The organism is Enterobacter cloacae complex sp. 2022EL-00981 (assembly GCF_028737495.1).
Classification (GTDB): domain Bacteria; phylum Pseudomonadota; class Gammaproteobacteria; order Enterobacterales; family Enterobacteriaceae; genus Enterobacter; species Enterobacter cloacae.
Map to the genome: position 1 here is coordinate 84,820 of NZ_JAQZRK010000008.1, position 12,698 is coordinate 97,517.

The 12,698-nt window shown below is 57.3% G+C and carries 8 protein-coding genes and 1 other RNA gene; 3 read left to right on the forward strand and 6 right to left on the reverse strand.

Annotated features, from left to right (window positions below):
• Positions 1–8: 8 nt before the first annotated feature.
• The 4 genes from PUZ33_RS09720 to ppsR all read right to left on the reverse strand — a co-directional run bounded on the left by PUZ33_RS09720 (position 9) and on the right by ppsR (position 4,494).
• Positions 9–1,994 (reverse strand): TonB-dependent hemoglobin/transferrin/lactoferrin family receptor, encoded by a 1,986-nt coding sequence (locus PUZ33_RS09720; protein WP_058681459.1) that lies wholly within the window; start codon positions 1,992–1,994, stop codon positions 9–11.
• Positions 1,995–2,070: 76 nt separating this feature from the next.
• Entirely contained in the window at positions 2,071–2,253 is a 183-nt protein-coding gene (hemP, locus tag PUZ33_RS09725) for a hemin uptake protein HemP (protein WP_020688348.1), read from the reverse strand.
• A 208-nt stretch (positions 2,254–2,461) separates the two neighbouring features.
• Positions 2,462–3,508: a 3-deoxy-7-phosphoheptulonate synthase AroH gene (gene aroH / locus PUZ33_RS09730; protein WP_058681460.1), complete on the reverse strand. Its 1,047-nt coding sequence runs from the start codon at positions 3,506–3,508 to the stop codon at positions 2,462–2,464.
• A gap of 152 nt (positions 3,509–3,660) precedes the next feature.
• The gene (ppsR, locus tag PUZ33_RS09735; protein WP_023620693.1) at positions 3,661–4,494 is read right to left on the reverse strand and encodes a posphoenolpyruvate synthetase regulatory kinase/phosphorylase PpsR; all 834 of its coding nucleotides are present in this window, start codon (positions 4,492–4,494) and stop codon (positions 3,661–3,663) included.
• 335 nt (positions 4,495–4,829) lie between these two features.
• Between ppsR and ppsA the strand changes: the two genes are divergently transcribed.
• The 3 genes from ppsA (at position 4,830) to PUZ33_RS09750 (ending at position 11,221) form a co-directional block, all read left to right on the forward strand.
• On the forward strand, positions 4,830–7,208 hold the full coding sequence (ppsA, locus tag PUZ33_RS09740; protein ID WP_020688345.1) for a phosphoenolpyruvate synthase: 2,379 nt from the start codon (positions 4,830–4,832) through the stop codon (positions 7,206–7,208).
• A gap of 233 nt (positions 7,209–7,441) precedes the next feature.
• Entirely contained in the window at positions 7,442–8,842 is a 1,401-nt protein-coding gene (locus PUZ33_RS09745) for an MFS transporter (protein WP_013096978.1), read from the forward strand.
• 3 nt (positions 8,843–8,845) lie between these two features.
• Positions 8,846–11,221, forward strand: coding sequence for a glycoside hydrolase family 3 N-terminal domain-containing protein (locus PUZ33_RS09750; protein ID WP_058681462.1), 2,376 nt, complete (start codon positions 8,846–8,848; stop codon positions 11,219–11,221).
• 5 nt (positions 11,222–11,226) lie between these two features.
• Here PUZ33_RS09750 and rprA read toward each other — a convergent pair.
• An RNA gene (gene rprA, locus PUZ33_RS09755) (antisense sRNA RprA) lies at positions 11,227–11,334 on the reverse strand.
• A 209-nt stretch (positions 11,335–11,543) separates the two neighbouring features.
• On the reverse strand, positions 11,544–12,659 hold the full coding sequence (gene ydiK / locus PUZ33_RS09760) for an AI-2E family transporter YdiK (protein ID WP_013096976.1): 1,116 nt from the start codon (positions 12,657–12,659) through the stop codon (positions 11,544–11,546).
• Between the last annotated feature and the right edge of the window lie 39 nt (positions 12,660–12,698).

Genomic DNA, 12,698 nt, shown 5'->3' on the forward strand with positions numbered 1-12,698 from the left:
GGCGGGGATTACCATTGATAACTGACGAAAATCTTCCCGTTTCGGCCATCCTGCGGAATGCCCTGTGGCGACCAGTATTGTTTGTCGAAGGCGTTGCCCAGCACCAGCGTCGTGGTGACGCCTTTAAGCTGCGCCTGGCCGGTGTAGCTCACGTAGAAATCGTTAACCGCGTAGCCGGGTTGCTCGCTGTAGCTGCTGCTGATGTGCGTTGAGCGATCGACAAAGGTGCCGATCCAGCCGACGGAGAAGCCGCTTTGTGCCAGCGGAATATCCAGCTTGCTGGTGACGGTATCCGGGTTGATGCTGGAAATATACTCGCCCGTGTCGGTATCTTTTCCGCGCGTGCGGTTATAGGCGAGGTCGAGGTTGAACAGGTCGGCGGAGTATTTCGCCATCACGTCCCAGCCCCAGATTTTGGCGTTCGGGACGTTATATGACATGGTGGTCGCCGCCGCAAAATCGACGGTGGTGGAGATGTAGTCTTTGGCGTTGGTATCGAAATAGCTGGCTTTAAACTCCAGCGCATCGTTGGCCAGCATCAGATCATCAAAGCGCAGACCAAAACCATACTCCTGCGTTTCGTTGGTTTCCGGGCGCAGATTGGGGTTGGGCACCCAGTAGTTGGTATAGAAGCGGCCAATGGAGAAGTGTTTGGCGTCGTTATACATTTCGCCCATGGTTGGCGCGCGGAACGCCTGCGCGTAAGAGCCGAACAGCATCAGCCAGTCGGTCGGGCTGACGGTTAACCCGGCGCGGGAGGACCACTTATCGGCATCCACATCCTTGTAGCCGTCGCTGCTGCCGCGGTAATTGTCGTAGCGCGTGCCGCCAAGAAGGGTCACGGGGAGGTCGCGCAGGGTAATTTCATCCTGCAGCCAGCCGGAGCTGAAATCGATTTGTGCCTGCGGGAAGCCCGTTGTTGCCCCGCCCGGGCGTTGCTCCTGACGATAATACTCACCGCCGTAGGTCAGCAGGTGCGACGCAAAAGAATCGCTGAACAGGCGGGTGCGGTTCTCCACTTTGCCGCCTTTGGTGGTCTGTTTGCGAAACTCACCGCTGCCGTCGATGTTCTGGGCGTTGATACGTGCTTCGGACCAGTAAATTTTCGCGTCGGCGTTCAGCCAGTCGTTACCCTGTGGAGCAAGGTGATAGCCGAGCTGCGCGTCACGCTGGATGGTGGAGCGGTCGGTCAGCGGGTTACTGCTGCTGTCTGCTGTACTGGTTTGCGGGTTTTTCGGCTCCTGTGCAGCGTTATTGTAATAGCGCAGGGAGCCGCTCAGGCTCTGGGCCGCGTCGATTTTCCAGCTGCCCTTCGCCAGCATGTTCTGAATGGATTCGTCGTTCGGGGCGGTGGTGCCGTCACTCTGGCGCAGATCGCCACGATCCCGGCTAGACCAGGAGACCAGCCCGTCCAGGGTATCGGTGCGGCCATAGGCGCTGGCCCCCATGCCGATGCTGTGATCGCCCGTCGCACCGGTAGCGAACACCCGGTAGCCGCTGTTTTTACCCGGCTCCAGCAGATCTTTGGCATCGACGGTGTCATAGGCAATCACACCGCCCAGCGCACCGCTGCCGTACAGCAGGGCCGACGGACCGCGCACCACTTCGATACGTTTAATCAGCGCCGGATCGAGGAACGTGCTGTTCAGGTGGCCGGTGTCGGTTCCCTGGCGCACGCCGTCAACCAGTACCAACACGCCGCGACGGTCATAACCGCGCAGGTTAACGTCCTGGCCGTTGGTGCGTCCGGTGCCATCGAGCGTCAGGCCGGGGACGTTACGCAGCAGGTCGGCTGCCGAGCTGGCAGTCTGTTTATCCGGTGTGCTGGCGTCAATCACGCTTACCATCATGGGGGCTTCGAAAGCGCTACGGGCGTTACCCGTGGCGGTCACGGTCATTTCATCTGTGGTAGCAAACGCGACGCCCGGCAGGGTGCTGACAATCGCCAGCGCCAGAAGTGACGGACGTAAAGGCGCGGAAGGCAGGTGTGGCATAGCAACTCTCCATTAAGAATTGAAAGCGCTGGCTGCCTGGGGTTCACCTGGGTGGCTGGCGGAGTTTTTGTGTTGTTTATTTTGTGAGGATCAATTTTCCGGCATGGGTCTGGCGCAGCAGGTAGCGTTGACCGTCATGCTCGATAATGACCCGTCCCTCATCGCCCAGCAGGGTTTTGCTGTCAATGCGACGCTCGGCGGGGGCGGATGCTGTGTCTGTTTTTGGCGGCGTTGCCGCAGTGTTATCCGTACGTGACATAATGTTTATAAATAACAATCAATGTAACAATGATAATCATTATCAATAAACTGCAAATTCGCGGCAAGCGTTTTTGTGAAAAAAGGGTGAGAGGATCAAATTTGGGGGAGGTGCGGTCTGATGCCCTCACCCCGGCCCTCTCCCACAGGGAGAGGGAGAAGGGCACGTATCGCAGGTCGGGTAAGCGCAGCGCCACCCGACAATAAGATCAGAAGCGCGAATCTACCGCCGACGCCAGCTTCTCCAGCAGCAGTTCGCTGTCTTCCCAGCTCAGGCATGGGTCGGTGATCGACTGGCCGTAAACCAGCGGCTGACCCGACACGATTTTCTGCGTGCCTTCGCGGATAAAGCTTTCGGCCATAATACCCGCAATGGCGCTTGAACCGCTGCGGATCTGCTGGCAGATCTCATCGCAGACATCCAGCTGGCGACGGTGCTGTTTCTGACAGTTACCGTGGCTGAAGTCCACCACCAGATGTTCCGGCAGATCGAACTCGGCCAGCGTTTCACAGGCCGCGGCGATATCCCCGGCGTGATAGTTCGGTTTCTTGCCGCCGCGCATAATGATATGCCCGTACGGGTTACCGCTGGTCTGGTAGATGGTCATCTGGCCGCTCTTATCCGGCGAGAGGAACATGTGGCTGGCACGCGCAGCGCGGATCGCATCGACCGCAATCCGGGTGTTGCCATCGGTTCCGTTTTTAAACCCGACCGGGCAGGAGAGGGCAGAGGCCATTTCACGATGGATCTGGCTCTCGGTGGTCCGCGCGCCAATCGCGCCCCAGCTGATCAGATCGGCGATAAACTGGCCGGTCACCATATCGAGAAACTCGGTGGCCGTGGGAACGCCCAGCTCGTTCACCTGCAAAAGCAGCTTACGTGCCAGCTCAATCCCATGGTTAACGCGATAGCTGCCGTTGAGGTCGGGGTCTGAAATTAATCCTTTCCAGCCCACCACGGTACGGGGTTTTTCAAAGTAGGTCCGCATCACGATCTCAAGGCGATGCTGGTGTTTTTCCCGCAGTCCCTGTAGCCGTTTTGCATAATCCATCGCCGCGTCCAGGTCATGGATCGAGCAGGGGCCAATTACCACCAGAAGACGTTTGTCTTCACCATTAAGAATTTTTTCAATGCGTCGGCGCGAGGCCGTAACATGCTCCGCAACGCCTGCGGAAAGTGGATGCCGCTGTGCCAGTTCAGCCGGTGTAACCAGGCTGTCAATGCGCGCTGTGCGGAGTTCGTCGGTTTTATTCATGGAATGTCTCAGAAATTTTTTGCTTCATCGGCAGACTACCGGGAAGTGATGGGCATCACCTTAAACCAATCCCTGCTGATTTCAAGTTCGGGGCGGCTCCGCCCCGAGGATGTGGTGGATGATACCTGAATCTGAGCTAATGTACTAGCATATTAGTACATACGACGATTAAGACCCATGATGTCGAGAATTTTGGTGGCGATCTCTTCGACCGAATAGTTGGTGCTGTTCAGCCACGGGATCTGGTTTTTGCGGTACAGCGCTTCCACTTCGGAGACCTCCATTCGACACTGGCGCATGGAGGCGTAGCGGCTGTTCTCGCGGCGCTCTTCGCGGATGGCGGCAAGGCGCTCCGGATTAATGGTCAGCCCGAACAGCTTGTGCTGCAGTGGCTTCAGGGCGGCAGGCAGCACCAGATTGTCCATATCATCGGCAATGAACGGGTAGTTGGCGGCACGAATACCAAACTGCATCGCCAGGTAGAGGCTGGTAGGGGTTTTGCCGCAGCGCGAGACGCCCAGCAAAATGACCTGCGCCTGGTCGAGGTTTCGCAGCGAGATGCCGTCGTCATGCGCCAGGGTGTAGTCAATGGCGGCGATACGCGCATCGTATTTGGTCAGGTTGCCGGGGTTCAGCCCGTGGGTTCGGTGTGCGATGGGGGTCGGGTCGAGCTTCAGCTCGCTCTGCAGCGGGGCCACCAGCGCCTGCACGATATCCTGACAAAAGCCTTCGCTTTGCAGAATGATGTTGCGAATTTCCGGGATCACGATGGAGTAGAACACCAGCGGCCGTACGCCCGTCTGCTGGTAAATGGCATCAATCTGATCCTTGACCGCCCGCGCGCGGCTCTCATTTTCCACAAACGGCAGCGTGATGCTGTTAATCGAAACGGGGAACTGTGACATCACCGCATGCCCCAGCACCTCGGCGGTAATCGCCGTACCATCAGAAATATAAAAAACGTGGCGATCGACAGCATTATCCATTTTATCCACCCTGAATATCGGACCTAATTGTCTGAAAGCATAAATTAAAAAAGTTAATTGCACAGCAAAGAAGTTATCTGAATTTAAAATGAAATGGTGTTTTTGATTTTCCTGAAAAGTGGATTTCATTTTTCAAATAGCGACGTCATTTTTGTGGTTTTTGGCTGAATATATAGGAATCATCGGCTTATCCGGTGGAGGGAAAGTATCCGAAAAGTTGAAAATTTAAATTGCTTACACGATTCACCGTTTTTTTAGCGTAAATAAATATGCCAGTATAAATACGTAGTCAGGTGTTTCTTACTCCGATCAAATATCACAAAAGGATTGTTTCGATGTCCAACAATGGCTCGTCACCGCTGGTGCTTTGGTATAACCAACTCGGCATGAATGATGTAGACAGAGTTGGGGGCAAAAATGCCTCCCTGGGTGAAATGATTACAAATCTGTCCGGTATGGGTGTCTCCGTACCAAACGGGTTTGCCACGACCGCCGATGCGTTTAACCTGTTTTTAGACCAGAGCGGTGTAAACCAGCGCATTTACGACCTGCTGGATAAAACGGATATTGATGACGTTACCGCGCTTGCTAAAGCCGGGGCGCAGATCCGCCAGTGGATTATCGACACACCTTTCCAGCCGGAACTGGAAAAAGCCATTCACGATGCGTACAACCAGCTCTCCGCTGATGATGCGCAGGCCTCTTTCGCCGTGCGCTCCTCTGCAACCGCAGAAGACATGCCGGATGCCTCGTTCGCCGGGCAACAGGAAACCTTCCTGAACGTTCAGGGGTATGACGCGGTACTGGTGGCGGTGAAACACGTGTTCGCCTCCCTGTTTAACGATCGCGCTATCTCCTATCGCGTGCATCAGGGCTATGACCATCGCGGCGTCGCGCTCTCTGCGGGCGTACAGCGTATGGTGCGTTCCGACGTGGGCTCTTCCGGCGTGATGTTCTCCATTGATACCGAGTCCGGCTTCGACCAGGTGGTATTCATCACCTCCGCGTGGGGCCTGGGTGAGATGGTGGTGCAGGGGGCCGTGAACCCTGACGAATTCTACGTCCACAAACCGACGCTTGCCGCCAACCGTCCGGCGGTGGTTCGTCGCACCATGGGCTCGAAAAAAATCCGCATGATCTATGCCCCGACCCAGGAGCATGGCAAGCAGGTGAAGATTGAAGATGTACCGCAGGAGCTGCGCGACCGCTTCTCCCTGACCGACGCCGAAGTGCAGGAGCTGGCGAAGCAGGCGGTGCAGATTGAAAAACACTACGGCCGTCCGATGGACATCGAATGGGCCAAAGATGGTCACACCGGCAAGCTGTTCATCGTCCAGGCGCGCCCGGAAACGGTTCGCTCCCGCGGCCAGGTGATGGAGCGTTATACCCTCCACGCGCAGGGCAAAATCGTGGCGGAAGGTCGCGCGATTGGTCACCGCATTGGTGCCGGTCCGGTGAAAGTGATCCACGATATCAGCGAGATGAACCGCATTGAACCGGGCGACGTGCTGGTAACCGACATGACCGACCCGGACTGGGAACCGATCATGAAGAAAGCCGCGGCTATCGTCACCAACCGTGGCGGGCGTACCTGTCACGCGGCGATCATCGCCCGCGAGCTGGGGATCCCGGCGGTTGTCGGCTGCGGTGACGCAACCGAACGCATGAAGGACGGACAGAACGTGACCGTCTCCTGTGCCGAAGGGGATACCGGCTACGTGTATGCCGACATCCTCGACTTCAGCGTGAAAAGCTCCAGCGTCGATACCATGCCGGACCTGCCGCTGAAGATCATGATGAACGTCGGTAACCCGGACCGCGCGTTTGACTTCGCCTGCCTGCCGAACGAAGGCGTGGGCCTGGCGCGTCTGGAATTCATCATCAACCGTATGATTGGCGTTCACCCGCGCGCGCTGCTGGAGTTTGACGACCAGGACGCAAAGCTGCAGAACGAAATCCGCGAGATGATGAAAGGCTACGACTCGCCGAAAGAGTTTTATGTTGGCCGTCTGACCGAAGGGATCGCGACGCTCGGGGCGGCGTTTTATCCGAAGCGCGTGATCGTGCGTCTGTCGGACTTTAAGTCTAACGAATACGCCAACCTGGTGGGCGGCGAGCGTTACGAGCCGGAAGAAGAGAACCCGATGCTGGGCTTCCGTGGGGCCGGACGTTATGTCTCCGACAGCTTCCGCGACTGCTTCGCGCTGGAATGTGAAGCGGTAAAACGCGTGCGCAACGACATGGGGCTGACTAACGTTGAGATCATGATCCCGTTCGTACGTACCGTGGACCAGGCGAAAGCGGTGGTGGACGAGCTGGCGCGTCAGGGGCTGAAGCGCGGCGAAAATGGGCTGAAGATCATCATGATGTGTGAGATCCCGTCCAACGCCCTGCTGGCAGAGCAGTTCCTGGAGCACTTCGACGGCTTCTCTATCGGTTCGAACGACATGACGCAGCTGACGCTGGGTCTGGACCGTGACTCCGGCGTGGTCTCTGAGCTGTTCGACGAACGCAACGAGGCGGTGAAAGCCCTGCTGTCGATGTCCATCCGTGCGGCGAAGAAACAGGGTAAATACGTCGGGATTTGTGGCCAGGGCCCTTCTGACCATGAAGACTTCGCGGCCTGGCTGATGGAAGAGGGGATCGACAGTCTTTCCCTCAACCCGGACACCGTGGTGCAAACCTGGCTGAGCCTGGCTGAACTGAACAAGTAACGTCTTCCGTATCTGAAAAGGCGAGGGAAATAATCCTCGCCTTTTTTATTTCCGCTTATATTTGCTCCCCATCACAAATAAAGTAAAAAACCAAATATCATAATTTGTCTGTTAATTTAGACAATTGTTAGCACACAAAGGGTTGCTAATACTTGAGCCTTACCGCGCAAATCAACACGATTTTGCGCAACTGGTTGAAATACGTTTTAACCTGATAAAAAGGCAAATAACAAATGACAATCTCCTCTGTACTGCGTACCAAAGATAAAATAGGTTATGGCTTAGGTGATATGGCCAGTGCGCTGGTCTGGCAAACAGCGACGTTATTTCTTGCTTATTTCTATACAGACGTTTTCGGTTTACCCGCGGCCATTATGGGCACCATGTTTTTAGTGGTACGCGTGGTCGATGCCTTTATTGATCCCTGTATCGGCGCGCTGGTGGATCGCACCCAAACGCGTCACGGTCGTTTCCGTCCATGGCTGCTGTGGTTTGCCATTCCGTTTGGTGTGAGCTGCCTCATTACGTTCTACGTTCCCGACGTCGGGCCCACGGCGAAAATTGTCTATGCCTGTGTGACCTACGGGATTTTAAGCCTCATCTATTCCGCCATTAACGTCCCCTACTGCGCCATGCCGGGCGCGCTGACGCTGGATCCGCGCGAGCGCCATTCGCTGCAGTCGTGGCGCTTTGGCCTGTCGTTTATCGGCGGGTTGATTGTGACGGTTATCGCTTTGCCGTTGGTTTCGCATCTTGGACAGGGCAACGTACAGAAAGGCTATTTCTATGCCATGAGCCTGATGGGATTACTGGGGATTATTTTATTCTTCTGCTGCTTCCTGATGACCCGCGAGCGCTATTCTCCGCGGAATGATACTTCTGGCTCCATGCTCACCGATTTAAAACTGCTGGCCGGGAACAGCCAGTGGCGAATTGTGTTCCTGTTTAATATTTTGCTGTTAACGGCGGTCGTGACGCGCGGCTCTGCCACGATGTATTACGTGAATTATGTGCTGTTGCGTCCGGAACTGGTGTTTGCCTTTATCGTCTCCGGGATGGTGGCCTCCTTAAGTGGCGCATTATTATCCGAACGGCTGCTGGGGAAATTTGACCGCGTACGTGCTTATCAGTGGACCATTATTTCCTTCGTGATTTTTGGGGCGCTGATCTTCTTCCTTCCGCCTTCACAGGTCTGGCTGATTTTCGGCCTCAATATTGTCTTTAGCTTCATCCAGAACCTGACCACGCCGCTGCAGTGGACCATGTTCTCCGATGTGGTCGACTATGAAGAGCACCGCAGCGGTCGCCGGCTCGATGGTCTGGTCTTCTCCACCGCGCTGTTCGCCATCAAATTTGGTCTGGCGTTGGGTGGGGCAGTGGTGGGTTGGGTGCTCGGGATGGTGGATTACGCGCCAGGCCAGGCAACCCAGACGCCGCACGTACTCACGACCATTAACGCACTGTTTACCCTCATTCCGTGCGTGCTGTTCCTCTGCATGGTCGCGCTGCTTGCCATCTACAAACTCAACAGTCGGCTGGTGGATTCCATCGCCCGCGAACTGGCCAGCAAGCGCGACGTGCGGCCAGAAGCAGGGCAACTCAGCCCGGCTGCCCCTTCCGCCCTACAGGAGTAAAACATGACTGCAATCTATAAGGACGCGGGACGTCCCGTGCACGAGCGCGTCGCCGACTTGCTGGCACGCATGACCCCGGAAGAGAAGTTCGCCCAGATGCACGCGTACTGGTTGATCCTCGATGAAAACGGCAACCACCGTGAACGCAGCGACTTGAGTGACGAATTCGCGGGGGTGAGTGAACAGGCCTCGCTCAGCGAACGGCTTAAGCTGGGCGTCGGGCAGATTACCCGTCCGCTGGGTACCCATATCGTTGATGCGCAAACCGGCGTGCGCGCCGCCAACCGTCTGCAGCGAATGATGATGGAAGAGACGCGGCTCGGCATTCCGGCGCTGTTCCATGAGGAGTGTCTGGTGGGGTTGTTGTGCAAAGCGGCCACGCTGTTCCCGTCATCGCTCAACTACGGTTCAACCTGGGAGCCGGCGCTGGTGCAGCGGGCAGCCGAGCAGATAGGCAAAGAGGCGCGGTCCGTGGGCTGCCAGCAGGGGCTGGCCCCGGTGCTGGATGTCTCCCGCGATGTGCGCTGGGGGCGCACGGAAGAGACCTTTGGCGAAGATCCCTGGCTGGTGGGTGTGATGGCCACGGCCTACGTTAAAGGGCTGCAGGGCGATAAACGCGATCTGCTGGCCACACTTAAGCACTATGTGGGCCACTCTTTCAGCGAGGGGGCGCGCAACCATGCCCCGGTTCATCTGGGCTTTAGCGAACTGAATGATACCTTCCTGCTGCCGTTTGAAATGGCGGTGAAGCTGGCCAATGCCGGGTCGGTGATGCCTGCCTACCACGATATCGACAATCAGCCGGGGCACAGTGACCACTTCCTGCTGACCACCGTCCTGCGCGAACAGTGGGGCTTTGACGGGATCGTTGTGGCGGACTATGGCGGCGTCAGCCTGCTGCATCAGCATCACGGGGTCTCGCATGATGCGACCGAATCCGCCGCGCTGGCCTTTAACGCCGGGCTTGATGTTGAGCTGCCGAAAGATGACTGCGCCCGCCATCTGGCCGAGGCCGTTGAGCGTGGTCTGATCTCCATGGCGAAAGTGGACGAGATTGTAGGACGCGTGCTGACCGAAAAATTCCGTCTCGGCCTGTTTGAAAACCCGTATGCCGATGAAAGCGGCATTGATTTGCAAAATGAGACCACCCGGCAGGTTGCACGTGAGGTGGCGACCCGTTCGCTGACGCTGCTGGAGAATAACGGCATTTTGCCTCTCGGCGGCAAACCCCGCGTGGCGGTGGTGGGCCCCACGGCGGACGATCCGCTGGCGTTGCTCAGCGGCTACAGCTTCCCGGTGCATTTGATTATCAGCGATATGGTTGACGAAACGTCACAGGTGACGACTCCGCGCGCGGCGCTGGAGCACTATCTGGGCGCGTCGAACGTGCGTTATGCCAAAGGGTGTCACATCATCGAAAAACGAATGGCGGGCGCGCCGGTCTTCCCGGGTGACAGCGGGGGCAAACCGATGCAGCAGTCGCCGGTGTCGCAAAGTACCGCGCTGATCCCCGAAGCCGTGAACGCCGCGCAGGAGAGCGACGTGGTGGTGGCCTGTGTCGGCGACCTCGCCGGTTTGTTCCAGAGCGGCACGGTAGGGGAAGGATCCGATACCGATTCCCTGCATCTGCCTGGCGTTCAGCAACAACTGCTGGAAGCCCTGGTCGCCACGGGCAAACCGGTGATTGTCGTGATGACCGGTGGGCGGCCGTACAATCTTCAGGGGCTGGAAGATAAGGTCGCGGCGCTGATGATGGCCTGGGCACCTGGGCAGGAAGGGGGCTGGGCAATTGCCGATGTGTTAACCGGCCGCGCGGAGCCGCAGGGACGTCTGGTGGTGAGCGTGCCGAAAAGTGCGGGCGCCATGCCGTACTACTACAACCACAAGCTGAAAAGCGGCGGCACGCCATTCGCGTTCCACTTTGGCTCCCGCTATCCCTTTGGTTTCGGCCTTGGCTGGACGCAATTTAACTGGGGCGCAGCACGCCTCGCGCAAAACAGCGTACCGGTGGACGGCGAAGTTGTGTTGAGTATTGACGTCACCAACCGCGGTGAACGCAGCGGCAGCGAGGTGGTGCAGGTGTATGTCCGGGATAAGGTTGCCACGCAGGTGCGGCCGCTTCAGGAGCTGAAAGCGTTCCAGCGCGTGGCGCTCGCGCCGGGCGAAACGGCCACGCTCACCTTTACGCTGCCCGTGGAGATGTTCAACTTTACCCGTCGGGACGGCAAACGCATTGTCGAGCCGGGCGAGTTTGAGCTACAGGTGGGAGCATCGTCGGCGGATATTCGCGACGTGGTGACGGTCAATGTGACGGGAGAGACGCGGGTGCTGCCTGCTGAATGGCGCATGCTAAGCACCTGTCAGGTTCAGCACGCGTAGCCAGGATAAAAAAAAGCCCATCGTGGGAGATGGGCAAAGACTACACACAGCAATTCGTTGTTTCACTCAGGGGATTTCCATGCTTATAAATCAAGGTGTTGATTTATAACCGTGAGCTAATAGTAGGCATGCCAACCTTGAGCGTCGATCAGATTCGTCTCAATAGTTAAAGAGAAGTAAAGATTTCTTGAGGTGAATAGCGGACTTAGAGCAAAAAAGGCGGGTCGGACCAGTGCGCAACGAATAAATAGTTTAGCAATGTTTAAGTATTGCCGGGGAGAATGTAGGCCGGGTAAGCGTCCACGCCACCCGGCAACCCCTTTTACTGCGTATTCTTCTCTTCCAGCTCTTCGAGTTCGCTCAAAATCACATCCGGGTCGGTGCCCGGCGGCGGCACTTCGTGTACCCAGGCGGAGAAGAGACGCCAGGTGACGGCAAGCAGCACCGGTCCAATAAACAGACCGATCATCCCAAAGGCGATTAACCCGCCAATGACGCCGGAGAGGATCAGGATCAGCGGCAGGTCCGCGCCCATGCGGATGAGGATGGGACGAATCACGTTATCCATGGTGCCAACCACGCAGCTCCAGACCAGCAGAACGGTTCCCCACGTGGTATCCCCCGTCCAGTAAAGCCAGATGATGCTGGGGACCAGCACCAGCAACGGCCCCAGTTGTGCAAGACAGGTCATCAGCATCACCACCGTAAAGACGGTAGCGTACGGCACGCCAGAAATGGCCAGGCCGATACCGCCCAGCACCGCCTGCACCAGGGCCGTGACGACCACCCCAAGCGCAACCGCCCGCACGGCCTGCGCCGCCAGCAGAACTGCGGCATCGCCGCGTTTACCGGCCAGTCGGGTAGCGAAATGGCGTACGCCCAACGCTACCTGCTCACCGCGCCAGTAGAGCAGGGCGCTGAAGACCAGCATCAGCGCACAGTGCATCATAAAGCGGCCAATATGTGCCGCCTGACCCACAAACCAGGTGGTGGTGGTGCCAATATACGGACGCACTTTCGCCATCAACGCGCTGCCGCCCATCTCCAGCAGGCTGTGCCAGCCGCTGTAAAGTTTGGCGCCTACCACCGGAATGCTGTTCAGCCAGGCGAGATCCGGCAGCGTCAAATCACCGCTGGTGACGGCGCGAATAACCGGGCCACTGGAATCGACAAGGCTGTTCACCAGCAGCGCAATCGGAATAATAAACAGCAGGAACAGCAGCAGCGTCATGACCAGTACCGCCAGACCGCGGCGGCCAAACAGCAGTTTCTGCAAACGTAACAGCACCGGCCAGGTCGCCACGACCACCGTTGCGGCCCAGGCGAAGCCAAGTATGAAAGGTTGAACAATCCACAGACACGCAATAATCATGAGGGCCAGAAACAGCACCGACAGCAAAATTTGCGCAACATCCCTGGGCTGGCGAAGATTGACCATAAATGAAACTTTCCTTAATAAACACCAGCGAGGCTGGCG